General features: G+C 65.8%; 15 protein-coding genes and 1 pseudogene. 2 read left to right on the top strand and 14 right to left on the bottom strand.

The window, feature by feature from the left end:
* Window positions 1–9: 9 nt before the first annotated feature.
* The 6 genes and pseudogenes from TSA1_RS21400 to TSA1_RS21375 form a co-directional block, all read right to left on the bottom strand.
* Window positions 10–759 carry a DsbA family protein gene (locus TSA1_RS21400; protein WP_161497256.1) on the bottom strand — a complete coding sequence of 250 codons (750 nt, stop codon included), beginning with the start codon at window positions 757–759 and terminating at the stop codon, window positions 10–12.
* Between the two features lie 122 nt (window positions 760–881).
* A complete protein-coding gene (locus TSA1_RS21395; protein ID WP_145984354.1) occupies window positions 882–3,404 on the bottom strand; it encodes a hypothetical protein in 2,523 nt (840 codons plus the stop codon).
* A gap of 14 nt (window positions 3,405–3,418) precedes the next feature.
* Window positions 3,419–4,570, bottom strand: a complete 1,152-nt coding sequence (locus TSA1_RS21390) for a hypothetical protein (RefSeq protein WP_145984353.1) — start codon at window positions 4,568–4,570, stop codon at window positions 3,419–3,421.
* A 109-nt stretch (window positions 4,571–4,679) separates the two neighbouring features.
* A complete protein-coding gene (locus TSA1_RS21385; protein WP_100178055.1) occupies window positions 4,680–5,822 on the bottom strand; it encodes a hypothetical protein in 1,143 nt (380 codons plus the stop codon).
* Window positions 5,823–5,981: 159 nt separating this feature from the next.
* Window positions 5,982–6,125: pseudogene (locus TSA1_RS40690) on the bottom strand (ATP-binding protein); the annotation flags it as partial.
* A 312-nt stretch (window positions 6,126–6,437) separates the two neighbouring features.
* Window positions 6,438–8,777 (bottom strand): Tex family protein, encoded by a 2,340-nt coding sequence (locus tag TSA1_RS21375; protein WP_100178054.1) that lies wholly within the window; start codon window positions 8,775–8,777, stop codon window positions 6,438–6,440.
* Window positions 8,778–9,951: 1,174 nt separating this feature from the next.
* Here TSA1_RS21375 and TSA1_RS21365 point away from each other — a divergent pair.
* Window positions 9,952–10,641 (top strand): aspartate/glutamate racemase family protein, encoded by a 690-nt coding sequence (locus tag TSA1_RS21365; protein ID WP_100178053.1) that lies wholly within the window; start codon window positions 9,952–9,954, stop codon window positions 10,639–10,641.
* Here TSA1_RS21365 and TSA1_RS21360 read toward each other — a convergent pair.
* On the bottom strand, window positions 10,605–12,119 hold the full coding sequence (locus tag TSA1_RS21360) for a carboxylesterase/lipase family protein (protein WP_100181267.1): 1,515 nt from the start codon (window positions 12,117–12,119) through the stop codon (window positions 10,605–10,607). The genes TSA1_RS21365 and TSA1_RS21360 overlap by 37 nt on opposite strands.
* Before the next feature lie 18 nt (window positions 12,120–12,137).
* Window positions 12,138–13,478, bottom strand: a complete 1,341-nt coding sequence (locus TSA1_RS21355; RefSeq protein WP_100178052.1) for an MFS transporter — start codon at window positions 13,476–13,478, stop codon at window positions 12,138–12,140.
* 211 nt (window positions 13,479–13,689) lie between these two features.
* On the opposite strand from TSA1_RS21355, the gene TSA1_RS21350 reads away from it, so the two are divergent.
* Window positions 13,690–14,337 carry a TetR/AcrR family transcriptional regulator gene (locus tag TSA1_RS21350; RefSeq protein WP_174719003.1) on the top strand — a complete coding sequence of 216 codons (648 nt, stop codon included), beginning with the start codon at window positions 13,690–13,692 and terminating at the stop codon, window positions 14,335–14,337.
* Window positions 14,338–14,561: 224 nt separating this feature from the next.
* Here the strand turns inward: TSA1_RS21350 and TSA1_RS21345 are convergent, their stop codons facing one another.
* Genes TSA1_RS21345 through TSA1_RS21320 form a run of 6 tightly spaced genes read right to left on the bottom strand, consistent with a single transcriptional unit; the run spans window position 14,562 to window position 20,447 of the window.
* Window positions 14,562–15,347: an ABC transporter permease gene (locus TSA1_RS21345; protein WP_100178050.1), complete on the bottom strand. Its 786-nt coding sequence runs from the start codon at window positions 15,345–15,347 to the stop codon at window positions 14,562–14,564.
* Entirely contained in the window at window positions 15,344–16,216 is an 873-nt protein-coding gene (locus TSA1_RS21340; protein WP_174719002.1) for an ABC transporter permease, read from the bottom strand. Before TSA1_RS21340 ends, TSA1_RS21345 begins: the two co-directional genes overlap by 4 nt.
* 9 nt (window positions 16,217–16,225) lie before the next feature.
* On the bottom strand, window positions 16,226–17,272 hold the full coding sequence (locus tag TSA1_RS21335; protein WP_100178049.1) for an ABC transporter substrate-binding protein: 1,047 nt from the start codon (window positions 17,270–17,272) through the stop codon (window positions 16,226–16,228).
* A gap of 21 nt (window positions 17,273–17,293) precedes the next feature.
* On the bottom strand, window positions 17,294–18,601 hold the full coding sequence (locus TSA1_RS21330) for an NAD(P)/FAD-dependent oxidoreductase (RefSeq protein ID WP_174719001.1): 1,308 nt from the start codon (window positions 18,599–18,601) through the stop codon (window positions 17,294–17,296).
* 16 nt (window positions 18,602–18,617) lie between these two features.
* Window positions 18,618–19,334, bottom strand: coding sequence for an HAD family hydrolase (locus tag TSA1_RS21325; protein WP_100178047.1), 717 nt, complete (start codon window positions 19,332–19,334; stop codon window positions 18,618–18,620).
* Window positions 19,335–19,367: 33 nt separating this feature from the next.
* The gene (locus TSA1_RS21320; protein WP_174719000.1) at window positions 19,368–20,447 is read right to left on the bottom strand and encodes an ABC transporter ATP-binding protein; all 1,080 of its coding nucleotides are present in this window, start codon (window positions 20,445–20,447) and stop codon (window positions 19,368–19,370) included.
* Window positions 20,448–20,499 lie beyond the last annotated feature (52 nt).

Below are 20,499 nucleotides of genomic sequence, written 5' to 3'. Positions count from 1 at the left end.
CTCACATGATCACGGCGCGGTCGGGATGCGCGCTTTCAGGGCTGCGGCGCCGACCGCGCCGGGGATCACGCTGTCGCCGACGACGTAACCGGGCGTGCCGTTGATGCCGAGCGCTGAAGCGAGGCGCATATTCAGCTGCAGGGCCTCGCTCACCTCGGCGCTGGCCGCATCCTTCTCGATCTCGCCGGCGTTGAAGCCGAGATCGGCAGCGACCGCGAGCGCCGCGGCTCGATCGACCCGTCCCTGCGTCGCCAGCAGGCGGCGATGAAACTCGAGCGATTCGGCGGCGCTGGGATGATGCATCTGCAAAGCGATCGCGACTTTCGCGGCTTCGACGGAGTCAGGGCCCAGGATCGGGAGCTCCTTGAGCACGATGCGTACGTTCGGCTCGTCGGCGATCAGCGCCAGCGTGTCGCCCAGGGCCTTGCGGCAGTAGCCGCAGTTGAAGTCGTAGAACTCGACCACCGTGCGGGCGCCGTCGGCGGCGCCGAGGGTCGTCTGCAGCGGCGCGGCGTACAGCGCCTTGGCGTTGTCGCTGATCACCTGCTTGGCGTTGCTCGCTGCAGGCATCGGTGCGGTCTGCGCGGTAGCGTTGCGCTTGGCAATGAGCGCCATCAGCGCAGTGCGGACCGCCTCCGGGTGATCGGCCAGGTATTTTTCGATCGCCGGCCCCAGGGCTTCCGGGTGCGCAGCGAGATATTGCTGGATGGCGTTGTCGACGTCCGCGCGTTGCATCTGCGCGTGCGCGGTGCCCGGCACTGCGATTGCCGCGGCGACGAATATGCCCAGCGCGCCTCCGCGGAGCCTGGCTAACGCAAACCTTGGCCTGTCGATCATTGCAAGCATTGTCGAGTTCCTCCACTTGCCTCTCAAAAAATATCCTAGCGCCCTCGCTCCCGCACAAGCGGCGCCACACGGCCAGGCTGGAGCGGCGCAACCCGGCTAGGTCCGACCGGCAGGCAGCGCCTGCCCAGCGGCCCCGGGACGGTTCCGGGCGGACAGCTGATCATCGGGCGAACCATAGAAGGCACACGTTCTCCAGGAGCCTTCGGCTTCGAAGGACGCGGCACGGGAACGGGAGCGGGCGTGCCCGGTACAGGCGTCGGCTTGCGCGCCACGCAGGTGCCCTTGTCGTCGCGCGTTTCGCCCGCCGCGCAGGGTTGCTGCGGGGTGGATTTCTTCCCGCTCTGAGCGACACATTGCGAGCGATCATTCGGATTGACCGGGGCAGGACAGCACTCGCCGCTCGTCGTCAGGTTTCCGGCCGCGCAGCACTTGCCCGCTGTCGTCGGAACGTAGCCGCCGGCGCAGCAAACCGAGATCTTCGGAATCTTGAACGTCGACTGGCATTGCGTTCCGTCGGCACTCGGGGTCTGGCCGACCGGGCAGCAAACCCCTTTCGAGGTCGCCTGGCTCTTCAAGCAACATTTGCCGGCGATCTTCACATAGCCCGGCGAACAGCAGTCGAGACATATCCCGCCCGGAATCTTGGGAATGAACGGCTGGCACACACCGTTGACCAGGGCGTTCGCACAGCAGAGCTGCTCACCATTCGAACCGGAATAGATCTGGCTGTTCTCGCAGCATTCGTTCTTCGGTCCGATCGCCGTCTGGGTCGTCCCGCACATCGGCTTGCTGATGTCGGTCGAAGGCTTGCCGTTCGAGCAGGCACCGCCGGGCTGCATGTCTTTGGGCGAGCAGCACTTGCCGTTAATCAGGATTTCGAGTGGCGCGCAGCCCGACGCGCAGGCACCATTGCTCCAGACCTCATTGACCGGACAGACCGGTCCGCGCGGCGTTCCGCACACGTGCGTCTGACAGGCGCGAAAACCCGGCGCGGGGAGCGGCGCGCCGATGCGGAGCATGCCCGGCGGGAGCTGCGCGGGCTGCTCCGAGCACGTACGCAGGATGGCGATATCTCCCAGATGTCCGCGCGCGGACGGATCGGGCGGCGCGTCGGCGTAATCGATGAAATAGCTGATCCGCGGCGGCTCGTCGTCGCGGCGGATGCGCCAGGCCGGATTTCCCTGCAGCCCGTCGATCGCAACCATATCGCTCTGACCGAGCTGGGCGGCGAGCTTGGAGTCGGTGGAGTGGCGCAACTGTTCTCCGGTCGTCCAGACGAAGCCTCCGCAGGAGCGGGGATTGATGTCGCCGCGCCCGTCGTAGCCGTAACCGATCGCGACGCCGCCATTGTCGTTGCGAAATTTTTCGGGGAAGCCGACCGCATATTCATCTGGCAAGGTCTGCCAGATCGGCAGCTTCGCCGCCGTGACGCCGATCGTCGCGTAGCGCAGCACGCGTCCGATCGACGGCACGGACAACGCCTCGAAATCCTGGGCGCCGATTGGCGCCGGCCGCTCGGCCAGATACATCCGTCCCGAGTCGTCGAAGGTGATCCGGGAAATCTCGGTGGGGCCGGCCGCAGGCGGCACCGCAACCTCGATCCTGACATCCGCGCCGAACGAGCCATCCGCCTTGAGATCGACCGACCAGACGCGCAATTCCTCGGCGATGGCGTAATAGAGGCGGTGGTCACGCACTGCGAGGCCGAACACCCGGCGCGCCGGCGCCGCGTAGCCCCAGGTCTCGGGCCGTGCGCTGTCGAATTGCGGGCTCGCAAGATCGACGCCGGGCCCGGCTTTCGTCGGCACCGGCGCAAGCCCGACGGCGGCGGTGCCGGCTGTGCCGTGATCGAAGACGCCGAGGTGGATGCCGTTCAGGCTGAAACGATGAATGAGTCCGCTCTCGCGGTCGGCGACGAACAGCGATTTCGTGGCGGGATCGTAGGTCAATCCGCCGAGCGCCGCCCCCGAATTGACCTGCTTGCCGGTCGCAACGTTCGCGAACAGCGTCACTTCGCCAGTGAGGCCATTGATCTTCCAGATCGATCCCGGACCGCCTTTCGGGCCCCATTGCGCCGGCATGAAGGTCGCCCCTTTGGTGCCGGTCCTGACGCGCTTCGGCTTGCCGTCGGGCCCCGGCGCGACGATCGAAAGACCGTAGGCCGACGTCGCGGCGACATAGACGTTGGTCGGCGAATGGTCGTCCAGCGCGACGCCGAACACCTGCCCGATCCACTTCGCGCTCACCGTGAGGGGTTTTGGCGCGCCGACGAGCTGCGCCTCCGGCGGGCCACCCATGCGGCTGAGATCGACGACACGCAGCGAAGGGCCTTCCGGATCGATGAAGGACAGGGCGTCAGCGTCCTGGCCGGGCTCCATCTCGAACGGGCGGACGGCGCCGGAAAATCCGGTGACTGCCGCCTCGCCAGGCGCGTACACCCCGCGGGGCGCCTGAGCCGACGCTGGATCGCCAAGTGCGAGAGCCAGGCTCAGTGCGACGGCGATGTGCCGCATCGCGCGGGCGGCGGCTGCGAATGACTGGTTTCGACAAGGATCCATGATGTTGAGCCGCCTCATTTCGGTTGCTGAGGTCGCGGCACACAGCTGCCGCTCTTCGGGTCCGGCACGGTGCTCGGCGGGCAACATTGCCCACAGGAGCTCATCTGGGCGGGACTGCAGCAGCTGCCGTCGAACGCCATGCCCTGACTAGGATCGGAGCACGGGGTCACGCAGGCGCCGTTCAGGCCGAGACGCGTCTGTCCGGCGGGACACGCAGCTGGCGGACACATGCCAAACGGCGCAAAGCCGAAATTTGCGGGCTGGTTCGTGTTGTTGCACAGGCACGACGAGATCCCGTTCGCCATCAGGGCGCCGGGATGCGTTTGATGATCAGGGTCGTTCGGATCGTACGGGCAGTCGCACGTGAACATGAACCGGGGAAGATCGCCACCCGGATTTGGCACTTGGTGCCAGGTAGGGTTCATCGGCACCGGACAGAAGCAATAGGAGGCCCCGTAGCAACCAGTGCCCTCGGCGGTTGCGGGCAATGCCTCGGCAAGAGTTCCCTCGGGGGTCTGCAGCTTAGCAACCGACGGGCTGTATCCCTCGTATCCGCATTGCTGCCAGTTCGGGTTGCAGTTGACGATCCCGGCGGAGGGAATGCATGCCGGGTTCCAGACTCCCGAGTAGTCGTGGTCTTCCAGGCACTTCTTGACGTCGATCGACGGGCAACTGACGATGGCAGGCGGCGGCCGCTCGCAGTCACAGGAATCACCGAGTACGCCCTGAAGCCAGCACAGCACATCCTCCATGCATTGCCCGAGATCGGAGCCCAACGAGCCGACTCCCTGCTCGGTCTGGCAGGCGCATTGCACGACCGTCGCGGGCGAACCGACAGCCGTCAGCGCATCGGCAAATTTGTCGAGCAAGTTCTGTCCGATCGACGACCCGCCCGCCGACTGCAACGAACCGAGGATCTGGGTAGCGTTGCCCTGCACCTGGCTGCAGAACGAATTGACCACGCCTTGTCCTGCCGAGGCGGCGATCTCGGTGAGGATGCCGGTCGCCGCGGCCGCCGCGGCGCAACCGGCGCCCGTCGCGCAGGCCGAGGCGCAATCCGACAGTCCGCTCACCGACTGTTTGGTGGCATTGAATATGTCGCTGGGGTTACACCCCGCCCGCGCCGGCGACGCCAGCAGGATCATTGCGGCGATAGCGAACACCACAGACGAGGCTCTCAAGCCGACTTTGCGAAACGCGGGCGCGGACGCCCGCCGCATCGCGCGGACAACGGTTGAGATCGACTTGTGTCGGCGAGACGGCATGATTGCAACCTCACTTCACGATTTGCTTCGGCACGCAGGTGCCGCTGTTCGGATCGGGTATCGTCCCCACCAGGCAGCATTGCCCGCAGGTCGTCATCTGCGCCGGATTGCAGCAGCTGCCGTCGAACGCCATGCCCTGCTTCGGGTCGGAGCACGGCGTCACGCAGTCGCCGGTCAGGCCCATGCGGGTCTGTCCTGCGGGACATGCCGGCGGCGGGCACATGCCGAACGGCGCGAAGCCGAGATTTGCCGGTTGGTTGGTGTTGTCGCAGATGCACTGCGAGATGCCGCTCGGCAGCAAGGCTCCGGGATGGGTCTGATGATCGGGATTGTCCGCTTCGTACGGACAATCGCAGGCGAACAGCCAGCGATGCACATCGGTCCCTGGATTTGCCACCTCATGCCAGGCCGGGACCATCGGCTTGGGGCAGAAGCAGGATTGGACCGGATCGCAGCCGGTGTCCTCCTGCGTCGGCGGCAGCCAGATCGCCAGTGTTCCCTCCGGCGTGTCCACTTTCGCGACCGTCGGGATGTTGTCCCCGTATCCGCACTTCTGCCAGTTCGCGTTACAATTGGCGATCGAGCTGTACGGGGTGCAGGCCGGATCCTTCATCTGGTCGAAGTGACCCATGGGTTGGCAATGCTTGACGTCGACCGACCCGCAATAAGCCATCTGCGGCGGCGGCCGCGTGCAGTTGCAGCCAATTCCCAGCCCGCCGCACAGCGCATCCTGAATGCACTCGCCGAGGTCGAAACCGATGGAATTGGTGCTCTGCTCCGTCTCGCAGGAGCATTTCGCGATCTTCTGAGCCGAGCTGTTGTCTTTCAGCTTCTTGTAGATGTCCGCCGGAATCGAGCTGCCGAACAGCGCCTGCAGCTTGTCCGCAATCACGTCGCCGGAGCCCGTCGCCTGTGCGCAAAACTGATTGACCAGGTCTTGTCCCTTGCCCGTGTCCGAGCTCTGAATGGCCACCCCGGCAAGGGCCAGATCCAGCGCGATCGCGATGTCGCAGTTGGTCTCGCTGTCTTTGCAGAGCGACTCGCAATCGTAGGTCGCCTTCAACGTGCCGTAGAAAGAGCCGGCAACATCTCCGAGGTCGCACCCCGCCCGCGCCGGCGATGCGAGCAGCAGCATCGCGGCGATGATGGACACGGCTCGAGCTCGCCAGCTCGCAAATTGCATGATCGTCGTCCCGACCGCGGCCTGACGGATGAGGATAGCGGTCGAAGCTTAGGCGAGCCGGCAATCGCCCAACTTGAGGTGGCTCAATAGTCGCGCGATATGGGGACGCGGATCGGCATCTGCGCACCTCTAGATGGCGGGCGGCGGAAATCGCAGTTGCACCGTCAGTCCCGGCGCGTTGTCGCCGAACGCGATCTCCGCGCCATGGAGCTGCGCGACCGCTGCAACAAGGCTGAGGCCGAGGCCATTGCCCGGCGTGTAGCGGCTCTGCTGAGAAGCCTGTTGTTCATCGAAGCATCCTCCTCGCGCGGCAGTCGTCCCGCCGCGCGATGCGGATCGGATGAGAGGACCGCCCCTTCAACTGACAAACGCGCCAGATTCTGACGCCGGTGTCAGGGAGGCGGGAGCCCGCATTCTCTCCCCGTCATTGCGGAGCTCGCGACAAAATTGCGAAGCAATTTTGAGCCGATGCGACGAAGCAATCCAGACTGTCTCCGCGGAAGCATCTCTGGATGGCTTCGCTACGCTCGCAATGACGTGGAGTTTGATCAGGCCCCCCGCTCTTCTGCTGGAAGAGGTGAAGGACTACACCCGCTTGCCGCCGCTCTTCTCGGCCGCGCGGCGCAGGGCTTCGGCGAGCGCGCCGCCGCCACCGGACGACGAGTCCTGCTTGCGCGGCGCCGACGAGGTCATGCGTGACGGGTTGCGCTGGTTGTTGTCGCGCTGCATGCCGGGGGCGTCCTTCTTAGGCCCGACCTCGTCATCGAGGCGCAGGGTCAGCGAGATGCGCTTGCGGGCAACCTCGAAGTCCAGCACCTTCACCTTGACGATGTCGCCGGGCTTCACCACCTCGCGCGGGTCCTTGATGTAGTTCCTGGACATCGCCGAGATGTGCACGAGGCCGTCCTGGTGCACGCCGATGTCGACGAAGGCACCGAAGGCGGCGACGTTGGTCACGGTGCCCTCGAGGATCATGCCCTTCTGGAGATGCTTGATCTCCTCGACGCCTTCCTTGAACACCGCGGCCTTGAACGCCGGACGCGGGTCGCGGCCGGGCTTTTCCAATTCCTTCAGGATGTCGGTGACGGTCGGCAGACCGAAGGTCTCGTCGACGAAATCCTTCGGCTTCAAGGTGCGCACGATCTCGCTGGAGCCGATCAGCGCCTTGATGTCGCTCTTGGTCGCCGCGAGGATGCGGCGCACCACCGGATAGGCTTCCGGATGCACGCCGGAGGCGTCGAGCGGATCCTCGCCGCCGAGAATGCGCAGGAAGCCCGCGCACTGCTCGAACGCCTTCGGCCCCAAGCGCGGCACATCCTTCAGCGCCTTGCGCGACTTGAACGGGCCGTTGGCGTCGCGATGCGCCACGATGCTCTGCGCCAGACCCGAGCCGACGCCCGACACGCGCGCCAGCAGCGGCGCGGAGGCGGTGTTGACGTCGACGCCGACCGCGTTCACGCAGTCTTCGACCACGGCATCCAGCGATTTGGCGAGCTTGGCCTGGCCGAGATCGTGCTGATACTGGCCGACGCCGATCGCCTTGGGCTCGATCTTGACGAGCTCGGCAAGCGGATCCTGCAGCCGCCGCGCGATCGAGACCGCGCCGCGCAGGGTGACGTCGAGGCCCGGCAATTCTTCCGAGGCGAAGGCGGAGGCCGAATAAACCGACGCGCCGGCTTCGGACACCACGATCTTCGACATCTTCAGGTCAGGCAGGCCCTTGACCAGCTCGGTCGCGAGCTTGTCGGTCTCGCGCGATGCGGTGCCGTTGCCGATCGCGATCAGCTCGACCTTGTGCTTCATCGCGAGCCGGCCGAGCGTTGCGAGCGACTCGTTCCACTGCCGCTGCGGCTCGTGCGGATAGATCGCGGTGGTGTCGACCACCTTGCCGGTGGCGTCGATCACCGCGACCTTGACGCCGGTGCGGTAGCCGGGATCGAGCCCCATGGTGACGCGGGTGCCGGCCGGCGCCGCCAGCAGGAGGTCGCGCAAATTGGAGGCGAACACGCGCACGGCCTCGGTCTCGGCCGCATTCCACAGCCGCATGCGCAGATCGATGTTGAGATGCACCTGGATCTTGGTGCGCCAGGCCCAGCGCACGGTGTCGACCAGCCAGCGGTCGCCGGGACGCTTGAGGTCGGCGATGCCGAAGCGCTTCATGATCTTCAATTCATAAGCGCCGGGCACGCCGGCGGGCGGCGCTTCCTCCGCCTGGATCTGGAGATCGAGGATTTCCTCCTTCTCGCCGCGGAACATCGCGAGGATGCGGTGCGAGGGCAGCTTGGTCAGCGGCTCGGAGAAGTCGAAATAGTCGGCGAATTTTTCGCCCTCGGTCTTCTTGCCGTCGCGCACCTTGGAGGCCATGCGCGCATTGGTCCACACGTCCTCACGCAGCGCGCCGATCAAATCGGCGTCCTCGTCGAAGCGCTCGACCAGGATGGCGCGGGCGCCGTCGAGCGCAGCAGCGGCATCGGCGACGCCCTTCTCGGCGTTGATGAAGCTTTCCGCCACCACTTTCGGATCGTTGCCGGGCTCGGCCAACAGCTGGTTGGCGAGCGGCTCGAGGCCGGCTTCCTTGGCGACCTCCGCCTTGGTGCGGCGTTTCGGCTTGAACGGCAGATAGATGTCTTCCAGGCGCGCCTTGCTGTCGGCGGCCATGATCGAGGCCTCGAGCGCGGCATCGAGCTTGCCCTGCTCGCGGACTGATTCGAGGATGGCCTTGCGGCGGTCCTCGAGCTCGCGCAGATAGACCAGGCGCTCCTCCAGGGTGCGCAATTGCGCGTCGTCGAGCGCACCGGTCGCTTCCTTGCGGTAGCGGGCGATGAAGGGAACCGTGGCGCCGCCGTCGAGCAGCGTCACCGCCGCCTCGACCTGCTCCGCCCGAACCCCAAGCTCCTGCGCAATTTTCTGGTTGATATTTGCCACGCGAGAATCCCTCTATCCAAGCACGCAATACGGGGGCGAACCACCGACCACGGGACGCCGCTTATGGACCAACCCGGGTTGATTCATCAAGGTACGAAGCAGCATCGTCGACAGGGGATTTTTTGTCGAACCGATGCGATCTCGCCACATTCGTGGGGGACGTCGCTGCTCTCGTGTCCCGGACGCGCTGCAGCGTTCTTACGCTGCTGCGCAGAGCCGGGACCCAAAAGCGGCGCGGCATGCGGCGACATGGGCCCCGGCTCTGCAGCGCACCAGCCCGAACGATGCTTCGCATCGCCGGGGCCGCTGCGCTGCGTCCGGGGCACGAGAGCGTGGGCACGCTGCGCTTTGCCCACTCTACGAAGTCGGAGGTTGTGACTCGCAGACATGCGTTCTCCTCCTCGCGGCGCCTTTCGCCCGAGTTTTGCTCTCTTCGTCACGCCCTCTTCAAAAAAGGGCGCAGGGAAGGCCGGGCGCCGGCTGGCACCCGCAATCCGCCGTGCGATGAAAAATGCACACGCCAGCACAACGGATCAACAGGTACAGCCGAAACGTCCGGCCTTCCCTGCGCGATGTTTGACGGCGTATGGCGCGCTCTCCCCGGAGACGAGTTCCTGCTTGCCTCCGTCACCCCGCGAATTGACGGCGCGCTCTGCCCGGTCGGGCTCGGCGTACCTCCGCAGGGCTTGGCTGTAGCAACGACAGCCAGGACCACGCGATTTGGCCGTACGCTTCAAGCGCCGCTCGTCCGCACGCCGCCGGGACCTCACGGGGTTCATCCCGCCCTGCTCCCGCCTCTCGTGCACGACGCCGTCTGCGTCCACCGCTCCCCGATCCGCGGCTCGTTGCGACGTACGACCGCCCCTTTCGCCGGATCAGGATGGCCGACACATACGCCGAAACCGAATTTCGGTAAAGCGGAATATTTTTGCGCGTATGGATTGACACAGGCGCGACACAGGCCGCGATCGCGTAGCCCGGATGGAGCGCCAGCGTAATCCGGGACGGTACGAGTTGCCGGGCGAGCGGCCCCGGATTGCGCTGCGCTCCATCGGGGCTACGCAGGCATAATTGGTGAAGCCGGACCGCGCGCCAGCTCGCCTCCGTCAAGCGATGGCTACCGGGCCGCGGCGTTTTCGTCTACGGTCGGGCCGGACTCAACGAGGACATTGGAATGCAGACCATCGGCCTGATCGGGGGCATGAGCTGGGAGAGCACCGCGCTGTACTACAAGCTCATCAATGAGCGGGTCCGCGATCGCATGGGCGAGCTGCATTCGGCGCCTCTGCTGCTGTATTCCTACGATTTCGAGCAGATCAAGCAGATGCAGTATGCGGGCCGCTGGGCAGAGGCGGCGGCCAGCCTGACGGAGGTCGCGCGACGTCTCGAAAGCGGCGGCGCGCGGGCGATCGTGCTGTGCACGAATACGATGCACAAATTGGCGCCCGACATCATCTCCGGCGTGAGCGTTCCGTTCATCCACATCGGCGATGCGACGGCGCAGCGGATCGGGGCGAAGGGATACCGGCGGGTCGGGCTGCTCGGCACCAAATTCACGATGGAGGAGGATTTTTACATCGACCGGCTGCGCGCGCATGATCTCGACGTGCTGGTACCTCCCACCGGGGCGCGCGCCGATGTGAACCGCATCATTTACGAGGAGCTGTGCCTTGGCATCGTCACCGATCCCTCGCGCCGCTGCTATCAGGACGTGATGGCCGCGCTGGTCGCCGCCGGCGCGGAGTGCATCATCCTCGGCTGCACCGAGATCACGATGCTGGTCGGCCCTGACGACACCTCGGTCGAGACGTTCGACACCACGGCCATTCACGCGGAGACGGCGGCCGACTTCGCGATCGGGTGAGCTCGAGGCGCACCGGATTGCGCCAGCAGCTCCGTCCACAACAGCGGCCGCGCGCCGTCTCTGAGAGAGACGACGTGAAACGGCTGACCGAATATCCCGAGCGGCTCCCTGTCGGTCGTGAACCGCGGCCAGGCGTCCGCGACATCAGGCCTGCCGGTCGTGACGAAGCGCAGCACGTCGGCCTGAAAACGCGCAGCGACCTCGACGTCGCCTGAAGTCATCGGACCGCCCTTGCGCTTCAGGATCGGGCGATCGATGAAATCAGGCAGGTGGGCCCAGAGACAGGCGTTGTCGGCGCCGTGGGTCGGGCCTTGCGACAGGAACGGCTCGAGCGAGGGGCGGTGATCGAACCGGCTCAGCCACGCCGAGCCGCCCGCCGCAGCATGCAGACGCGCGAGATCAGCCATCGGGCGATGCCAGAACGCATCCGACAGCAGCGCCTCGTACGGATCCTCGTCGGGACGCGCGCTGGCGCGATAACAGGACAACAGGCGCTCCCAGCCGGCATCGCCGAACGAGGCGCGCAGCTGCCGCTCGGTGGTGCGGATCATCGCGGCCGGCGGCGTGCTCTTCAGGAACATCACCATCTCGTCGCGACAGGAGCCGAGCCAGAGCGGAATGTCACGCAGCGTTCCGTCGGCGAAGACGTCGCGGGGCTCGCGCGGGATCACCGTGCCGTCGAGCACGGGGCCGAACACGGTGCCCTGCTCCGTCTCGTCCGCGAGCCTGCGGCCGACGCGCTCCACCGCCGCGAACAGGTCTTGCAGCGGCACGGAAGCAATCATGCCTGGATCACGCGACAGTCCGAGCTCGTCGATCACGCGCCGCGCGACGTCGTCGGCATGATCGGCGCTCATGATGGTCCGCCCGGGTGCGCTGAGCGCGAGAGCACGGATGAACTTGCCTTTGGCCTGCGGCAGGGTCGTCAGCGCAATCACCATGGAGGCGCCGGCAGATTGGCCTGCGAGCGTGATCGCGTCCGGGTCGCCGCCGAACTTCGCAATGTTGGCGCGCACCCAATCGAGGGCGGCGAGCGTATCCTGGAGCGCGAGGTTGCTCGCCTCCGCGAAGCCACGACGATGCAGCTGGAGGAAGCCGAGCGGGCCGAGCCGGTAGTTGATGGTGACGATCACGGCCGGCCCATGCGCGGCCAGGAAAGCGCCGTCATAATCGGCGCCGCCACCGGTGACGAAGGCGCCGCCATGGACGAAGAACAGCACCGGCAGCGGGCGATCGGCCGCCGGCGCCCAGATGTTCAGGCTGAGGCAGGCGGCCTCAGCCGCATGATCGAGATGACCGGGCTGCGGCGCGTAAGCGCCGTACTCCGTGCAGCTCCGCGGCTCCGTCCATTCGAGTGGCGGCACGGCCTTCGCAAAGCGCCGCGCGGTTGCATAGGGCACGCCCCGAAAGACGTGCATGCCATTCTGCTCTGCGCCGGTGACCGGCCCGCTTGTGGTCGAAACCGCTTTCGCTCGCATCTGCAACTTGCCCTGCTCTTACGCGCGCCGCTTGCCGAGATCGGCGATATCGACGGTGTGGGTTTCGCGCGCGGTTGCCGCCGATGCCGCCGAGATCACGCAGCAGCAGGCAACGAAGATCGCCACGGGGATCCAGCCGTTCGGTCCCTCGCCGACCAGGCTTGCGCTGACCAGCGGCGTGAAGCCGGCGGCGAGGAAGCCGAGCTGGGTGCCGATCGCCGTGCCGGAATAGCGCACGCGCGCCTCGAACATCTCGGCATAGAACGAAGGCCAGATCGCGTTCGGTGCGGCGTAGATGATGCCGGAGAGGATCATTGCCGCGGCGAAGATCGCCGGCGTATTCCCTGACGTCACCAGCATGAAATAGGGGAACACGAGCACCGCGCAGCCGAGCACGCCGCCGATGAACACCGGCTTGCGGCCGATCCTGTCGGCCAGCAGCGCCCACAGCGGCTGGGTGATCAGCGCGGTGACGTTGCCGAGCACGCCGGCCCACAGCATGGTCGGACGCGCGACGCCGAACTTCGAGGTGGCATAGCCGAGCGCGAACACGGCCGTCATGGTGCTGACGGTCGCGATCAACGCGCAGACGATCACGCGCAGCACATCGGACCAATAGTCGCGCAGCAGCGCCACGACCGGAAAGCGCGCCACCTTCGCCTTGTCCTTGATGTCCTCGAACACGGGCGTTTCCGGCATGGTCCGCCGCACCAGATAGGCGACAATCAACACGAAGAAGGACAGCAGGAACGGAATGCGCCAGCCCCAGCTCAAGAGCTGCTCTTCGGGCAGGCTCGACACGGGGATGAACACCAGCGTCGCCAGGATCGCGCCGGCCTGGGTGCCGCTCAGAGTCCAGCTGGTGAAGAAGGCGCGGTTGGAATTGGCGGAGTGCTCCAGCGTCAGCGAGTTCGCCCCGCTCTGCTCGCCGGCGGCCGACAGGCCCTGCAACAGGCGCAGCAGCGTCAAAATGATCGGCGCGGCGTTGCCGATGGCCTTGGCATCCGGCAACAGGCCGATCGCGAGCGTCGAGCCGCCCATCAGGACCAGCGTGAACAACAGCACCGTCTTGCGGCCGATGCGATCGCCGAAATGGCCGAGGATGACGGCGCCCACGGGCCGCGCGATATAGCCGATGCCGAAGGACAATAGCGCCAGCAGCGTCGCCGTCGACGGATCGACGTTGGCGAAGAAGACTTTTGGAAAGATCAGCGCAGCCGCGGTGCCGTAGATGAAGAAGTCGTAGTATTCGAGCATGCTGCCGACGAAGCTGACCAGCGCGGCGCGCTTGGGCAGCTTGTCTTGTGCAGCTTCCGCGCCGGATGATGCATGCAGCGATGCGGTGGACGTCAACGTCATCAGAATCTCCTCCCCATGTGTCCGAGCGGTTCGCGTCAGGCGGGCCGCCGCCTTGCGCGCGTTCTTCTGGTTTTGATTGCCGCAAGCTCGGTTTGAGGTCATAATGTACGAACTAGTACGTTTATGCAATACGCGTTGGATCGAGGCCCGAAAGCGCCAAATTTGCCTTCACCTTCAAGGCGATCCATGGAAACTGGGGGGAGAAACAGCAATGCTCGAGCGCATGCCGCCCCCATCGAAGCGCACCAACGATCCCGAGCGCACCAAGCGCGACATCCTCGAAGTGGCGATGGCCGAATTCGCCTCGGAGGGCTATTCGGGCGCCCGCGTCGATGCGATCGCGGCGCGGACGCGCACCTCGAAGCGCATGATCTACTACTATTTCGGCGGCAAAGAGCAGCTCTACCTCGCGGTGCTGGAGGAGGCCTATCGCAGCATCCGCGCGCTGGAGGACCAGCTCGACATTGAAAGCTGCGACACGCGCGAAGGATTACGGCGGCTGATCGAGGCGACCTTCGACCACGACGAGCGCAATCCGAACTTCATCCGCCTCGTCTCGATCGAGAACATCCACCACGGCAAGCACTTGAAGCAGAATCCGCAACTGCGCCAGCTCAACGCCAGCGTGATCGCGACCCTCGACGGCATTTTGAAGCGCGGCCGCGCCGAAGGCGTCTTCCGCGACGACGTCGACGCCATCGATCTGCACCTCGCCATCTCCTCCTACTGCTTCTTCCGCGTCGCCAACCGCCACACCTTTGGCGCGCTGTTCGACCGGGACTTGAGCGAGCCGAAGGTACTGGCGCGGAGCCGCACGCAGATCGTGAAGATGATCCTGGCGTGGCTGGGGGCGAAGTGAGGGCCTTCGCCGGGCGACGATGATAATTCCGTCATCCTGAGGAGCGAGTGGCGCGATGCGCACAGCATCGCGCCGGGAGCCTCGAAGGATGCACGGCCGAACTCTTGCAGTGGGGCCGTCGCCCTTCGAGGCTTGCCCTGCGGCGCGTTGCGCCCCAGGGCGCGCACCTCAGGGTGACGGTGATGGAGGCTCGATTGCCGCGCTACGCACGATCAGAACTCCCCTCACCCGCTCCTCTTCTGCCGCGTGCTCGCCAGCAGCACCAGCATGAAGGACGCCGCGGTCATCAGCGTCGAGATCGCGGCGATGGTCGGGTCGATCTCGTCGCGGAGCGCCGTGAACATGCGCTTGGTCAGCGGCTGATACTGGCCGCCGGAGATGAACAGCGCCACGATGGTCTCGTCCATTGCCGAGATGAAGGCGAAGATGCCGCCGGCGATCACGCTGGACTTGATCTGCGGCAGCGTCACCGCGAAGAAGCTGCGCAGGCGGTTCATGCCGAGGCTGCGCGCCACCATCTCCTGCGCGGGGTCGAAGCTCTGGAGCCCTGCGAGCACGGAGATGACGACATAGGGCAATCCCAGCATCACGTTCGCCAGCACGAGGCCGGACATGGTCGCGACCAGGCCGACCCTGGCATAGACGAAGAAGATGCCGACCGCGGTGATGATGATGGGCACCACCAGCGGCAGCAACAGCGCCATGTGGATGACGCGCATGATGCGCAGCTTCGACTGGCTGATGGCGTAGGCGGCGGCAACCCCGAACGGCGTCGCGATCACCACCGTCAGCAGCGCGACCGTCAGCGTCACCCGTGTCGCCTGCATCCAGGCCGGGTTGGCGAAATATTGCTGATACCAGCGCGTCGAGAACGACGGCGGCGGGAAGGTCAGGAAGCGCGCGCTGGAGAACGAGATCGGCGCGATGATCAGCACGGGCAGGATCAGATAGACCAGCACCAGCGCGCTGATCACGTAGAGGGCGATGCGTGCGGGCGAGGTGCGCATCATTTCTGCCCCAGCACGCGATCGAGCGAGATGAAGCGGCTGACGGCGAAGAAGATCGCAAGCACGCTCACCAGCAGCACGACCGCGACCGCACTCGCGGCCCCGAACTGGTTGTAGAGCTCGACATTGCGGCTCACCAGCATCGACACCATCACGGTGCGTCCGCCGCCGAGCAGTTCCGGCGTGATGTAGAAGCCGAGGCAGAGCACGAACACCATGGTGCAGCCGGCGAGCACGCCCGGCAGCGACAGCGGGAGGAAGACGCGCATGAAGGTCAGCGTCGGGCTCGCGCCCAGGCTGGCGCCGGCCTGCATCAGGTCGTTCGGGATCTTCTGCATGGTGGCGTAGAGCGGCAGCACCATGAACGGCAGCAGGATGTGCACGGTGGCGACCACCGTGCCGAAAGTGTTGTGGACGAGGGCGAGCGGCTCGGAGATCAATTCGAGGTAACGCAAGAACTGGTTGATCACGCCGGTGCGCTGAAGCAACGCCAGCCAGGCATAGGCGCGCACCAGCACCGATGTCCAGAACGGCAGCACGACCAGCGACAGGATCAGGATGCTCCAGCCTTTCGGCACGGAGTTGGCGAGATAGGCGACGGGATAGCCGAGCAGCAACGCGATCACCGTCACCGCGAGGCTGATCTCGAAGGTCAGTGCGAAGCTGCGCCAGTAGATGTCCTCTGTGAAGATGCGGCGGTAGTTCTCCAGCGTGAAGCCGTCATGGTAGACCGACTGCCAGGCCAGCCAGCCGACCGGCAGCACGATCAGCGCCAGGATCACCAGCAGCGCCGGCGACACCAATGCCAGCATCAGGCCGTGCTCGCGGCGCTGATGCTTCTCGGAGGGATCCGGCACGGATGTCGTCGGCATTGGCGCGCTTTACTTCTGCATGAACGAGGCCCAGCGCTTCTCGGCGGCTTCGCCTGCGGGCGAAGACCACCAGGCGTAGGACATCAGCGCCTGCTTGGCGGCGTTGGCCGGCTCGCTCGGCAGCTGCGCGGCGCGCTCGGGCTTGATCACGCCGGTCTCGAACGCCTTGGGATTGCCGGGGCCGTAGTCGATGTGGAGCGGCAGATTGGCCTGGTGCACGGGATCGACCGCCTCGTTGAGGAATTTCACGGCCGTGGCGAGATTCGGCGCGCCCTTGAGGATGCAGAGCGAGGTGCTCTGCAGGATGCCCTGGTTGTAGGTGAAGGCAACCTTGGCGCCCTCCTTGGCGACGGCGGTGACGCGGCCGTTCCAGGCCATCTCCATGTCGACCTCGCCGTCGTTGAGCAGCTGCGCCGACTGCGCGCCCGAGGTCCACCACACCGTGATGTGCGGCTTGATCTCCTCCAGCTTCTTGAAGGCGCGGTCGACGTCGAGCGGATAGAGCTTGTCCGGCGCGACGCCGTCAGCCATCAGCGCCGCCTCCAGCGTTGCGAACGGATGGTTGCGCAGCGCGCGGCGGCCGGGAAATTTCTTCACGTCCCAGAAATCGGCCCAGCTGTTCGGCGCATCCTTCGGGAACGTCTTCTGGCTGTAGGACAGCACGCTGGAATAGAATTCATAGGATACCGAATAGGGACTGCGATAGGCCTCCGGCATCGCCGCGCCGTTTGGAATCTTCGAAAAGTCGAGCTTCTCGATCAGCCCCTGCTCGCCGCCGCGCAGGCAGTTGCCGGTCGGGGTATCGACGACATCCCAGATCGGCTTGCCGCTGCCGACCTGCGTCTTGATCGCGGGCCAGGCGTCGGGAATGGAATCCTGGTTGATGGTGATGCCGAGCTTCTTGGCGGAGGGATCGAGGATCGCCACCGTCTGCGCCTGCTGATAGGCACCGCCTTGCGAGACGAAGGTGATCTGCTCGGCGGCATCGGCCGCAGCAGCATATCCGATTGCGCCCAGCAGCGCGCAGCCCAATCCAAACTTCTGCGTCATCGTCATCCTCGCCTCCTCCAAATGATCTCACTGACCGATCGCATCGAGAAACTGGTACCAGCCGGCGACCATGCGCACGGCGGGCTCGCGCAGCGGATAGAACGGTATGGTCTTCATGCGCCTGACATCGAGCAGGCCGACGTCCGGCGTCTCGCCGCGCACGAAGGCGGCGAGATAGCGGCCCATCAGGCTCGACATCGCGACGCCGGCGCCGTTGTAGCCCAGCGAGACCAGCGTGCGGTCGTCGAGCCGGCCGATATGCGGCACCGAGTCCAGCGTCATCGCGACCAGGCCCGACCATTTGTAGGCGAGCGGGATGTCGGCGAGATCGGGGAAGATGCCGACCATGGCCTTGCGCAGGGCGTCGAATGCGGCCTGGGAGTCCTGCTTGCCGAACGCACCGCGGCCGCCGAAGATGACGCGGTTGTCGACCATGCGGAACCAGCGCATCATGCGCTTTGTCTCGGTGTAGGTCCGCCCCGACGGCATCAGCTTTCCCGCAAGATTGCGCGGCAGCTTTTCGGTCGCGACCATGGCACTGCGGAACGGGACCAGCGTGCGCTGCAGATGCGCGGTCGCATCGGTCAGATCGGAATAGCTGTTGGTGGCGATGATCGCCTGCTTGGCGCGCACGGTGCCGCGCGGCGTCTCGGTGACGATGCCGTCCCGCTCGTGCCGCAGCTTGACGACTGGGGACTCCTGGAAGATCGGCACGCCCCGGCTCGCCACACCGTTTGCGAGCCCACGCAGATAATTCAGCGGATGGATGCCGCCCGAACCGGGATTGAGCACGCCGCCGACGAAGATGTCCGAGCCGGTCTCCTCGCGCACGCCATCCCTGTCGAGGATGCGGACCTCGGCCGAGCCCATCTCGCGCGTCATCCAGTTGGCTTCGTCGATCGCGGCCCGGAGCGTCGTCTCGTTGTGCGCCGCCTTGACCTGGCCGGTACGCACGAGGTTCGCGCTGGCGATGTCATATTCGGAGACCAGTTCCTCGACCATGTTGGTCGATTCATGCGCGATCTCGTACATGCGCTTCGCCATGGCGCGGCCGTGCGCGGCATCGACCTCGCGGAACGACAGGCGGAATTTCGCGGTGATGACGCCGCCGTTGCGGCCGCTTGCGCCCCAGCCGGGGCGGTTGGCTTCCAGCACGACCGGGCTGAGGCCGCTCCTGGCGACGTGGTGCGCCGCGGACAGGCCGGTATAGCCCGCCCCAATGATCACCACATCCGCCTGCTGCTCGCCCGACAGCACGGGAAATTCGCGCGCCGGCTCGGCTGTGGCTTCCCACAGCGAGTTGACCGATGGCAGGGCGCTCCAGTCCCGTGTCATGCCCGCGCTCACGATGCTACGCTGCCGGCCCGATCGCCGCGTCGGCCAGCGCCTTCAACGTCGGATAATGAAAGTCCGGCTTGGTCAGCGTCTCCACCGCCGGCGTGCCGCCGAAGCCGGCGATACCCTGGCGGCGCTCGATCCAGCACACCTTGTAGCCGAGCTTCCGCGCGATCCCGATGTCGTGGTACTGGCTCTGCGCGACGTGCAGAATGTCGGACTGCTTGTAGCCGAAGGCGGATTGACGTCCCTTGTTGTAGGCAAAGAACTCGGGATTGGGTTTTGCAACGCCGGTTTCGTCGGCACACACGGTGTCGTCGAAGGGATCACCGAGTGCGTGGGCATAGCAGGACAGCGCGACGCGGTCCGCATTGGTCATCGCCACCAGCCGAAACTTCGTGCGCAGACGCTTGAGCGCTTCGACCGAGTCCGCGAACGGCCCCCAGCGCAACACCGAGAGCTGGAACACGTCGCACGCCGCATCGTCGGCGGGCAGCCCGAGCTCCGTGGCGAGATGGCGATAGACGTGGAACATCGCCTCGCTGGACCGGCCGTAGAACTTGTCGCGGCCGCGCTTGTAGGGCTCGAAGATCTGGTCGTCGCTGAGCTCGGCGGGCGTCTTGCCGGAGATCTTGCGCACCGCCTCGATCACGCCGGTCTCGAAATCGATCAGGGTGCCGACGACGTCGAAGGTGAGAACCTTGAAATTGCTGAACGCGGCTTGGGTCGACATGTCGTTTCTTCTCTCGGTTGGACAGGGCTTGAATCAGTCCACCCTGGGCACGACGATGGTGTCCTCGGGGTGAAGGGTGACGGTGAGGCGGCCGCCGAGCGGCGGGATGCGGCTATAGGCCTGGTGATAGCTCGGCTGGCGCAGGCTGAGCGCGATGCCGTCGGCAAGCGAAAGGAAGATGCGCAGGCTCTCGCCCTGATAGACGATGTCGGTGACCGTTCCGGTCAGCCGGTTGCAGGCGCCGTCCTGCGCACCGTCGTCGATCAGGAGCTTCTCGCTGTGCACGGCGAGCATCAGGGCGTCGCCGTCCGGGATGAGGCGGGCGCTGCGCAGCAGCGCATTGCCGAGCGCCACGCTGGAGGCATCGACGCGGCGGACGGGAAGCATCGTCGCCTCGCCGATGAAGCTCGCGACGAAGGAATCGGCGGGATGGTCGTGCAGCCGCTCGGGCACGTCGATCTGGATCAGCCGGCCGTCCTTCATGACGGCGACGCGATCGCTCATGGTCAGCGCCTCGCGCTGGTCATGGGTGACATAGATGATGGTGGCCTGGATGCGGCGGTGCAGCGCGCGCAGCTCGATCTGCATGGATTCGCGCAGCTGCTTGTCGAGCGCGGAGAGCGGCTCGTCCATCAGGATCAGGCGCGGCTCGAAGATCATGGCGCGCGCCAGCGCCACGCGCTGGCGCTGGCCGCCGGAGAGCTGCGCGATGCCGCGCTCCTCGTAGCCGGAAAGCCCGACCATGCCGAGTGCAGCGCGCACCTTGTCGGGCCAGCTGGCTTTCGGCAGGCGGCGCGCACGCAGGGGAAAGGCGACGTTCTCGCCGACGCTCATATGCGGGAACAGCGCGTAGTTCTGGAACACCACACCGATGTCCCGCTTGTGCGGCGGCATGTAGGTGACGTCTCGGCCGCCGAACAGGATCGTGCCTGACGTTGGCAGGATGAAGCCGCCCAAAATGCCGAGCAGCGTGGTCTTGCCCGAGCCGGAGGGGCCGAGCAGCGAGACGAACTCGCCGGCGCCGACATTGAGCGAGACGTCGTCGAGAGCGCGAACGGCGCCATACGCCTTGCTCGCGGACCTGATCTCGACGCTTTCCGCTCGTTTGTCCAACGATCGACCTCGCCCGTCCCTGCAATGGCGTGCCTCACTGCGCGCCATAAGC

It is taken from the genome of Bradyrhizobium nitroreducens (assembly GCF_002776695.1).
Classification (GTDB): Bacteria; Pseudomonadota; Alphaproteobacteria; order Rhizobiales; family Xanthobacteraceae; genus Bradyrhizobium; species Bradyrhizobium nitroreducens.
The sequence above is the reverse complement of the archived record's forward strand: the minus strand, read 5'-3'. Positions and strand labels throughout refer to the sequence as shown.

What these genes read in the sequence shown, in the direction of transcription:
- TSA1_RS21395 (WP_145984354.1), bottom strand. Translation starts at nt 3,404, where the DNA reads ATGGATCCTTGTCGAAACCAGTCATTCGCAGCCGCCGCCCGCGCGATG.
- TSA1_RS21365 (WP_100178053.1), top strand. Translation starts at nt 9,952, where the DNA reads ATGCAGACCATCGGCCTGATCGGGGGCATGAGCTGGGAGAGCACCGCG.
- TSA1_RS21360 (WP_100181267.1), bottom strand. Translation starts at nt 12,119, where the DNA reads ATGCGAGCGAAAGCGGTTTCGACCACAAGCGGGCCGGTCACCGGCGCA.
- TSA1_RS21355 (WP_100178052.1), bottom strand. Translation starts at nt 13,478, where the DNA reads ATGACGTTGACGTCCACCGCATCGCTGCATGCATCATCCGGCGCGGAA.
- TSA1_RS21350 (WP_174719003.1), top strand. Translation starts at nt 13,690, where the DNA reads ATGCTCGAGCGCATGCCGCCCCCATCGAAGCGCACCAACGATCCCGAG.
- TSA1_RS21345 (WP_100178050.1), bottom strand. Translation starts at nt 15,347, where the DNA reads ATGATGCGCACCTCGCCCGCACGCATCGCCCTCTACGTGATCAGCGCG.
- TSA1_RS21340 (WP_174719002.1), bottom strand. Translation starts at nt 16,216, where the DNA reads ATGCCGACGACATCCGTGCCGGATCCCTCCGAGAAGCATCAGCGCCGC.
- TSA1_RS21335 (WP_100178049.1), bottom strand. Translation starts at nt 17,272, where the DNA reads ATGACGATGACGCAGAAGTTTGGATTGGGCTGCGCGCTGCTGGGCGCA.
- TSA1_RS21330 (WP_174719001.1), bottom strand. Translation starts at nt 18,601, where the DNA reads ATGACACGGGACTGGAGCGCCCTGCCATCGGTCAACTCGCTGTGGGAA.
- TSA1_RS21325 (WP_100178047.1), bottom strand. Translation starts at nt 19,334, where the DNA reads ATGTCGACCCAAGCCGCGTTCAGCAATTTCAAGGTTCTCACCTTCGAC.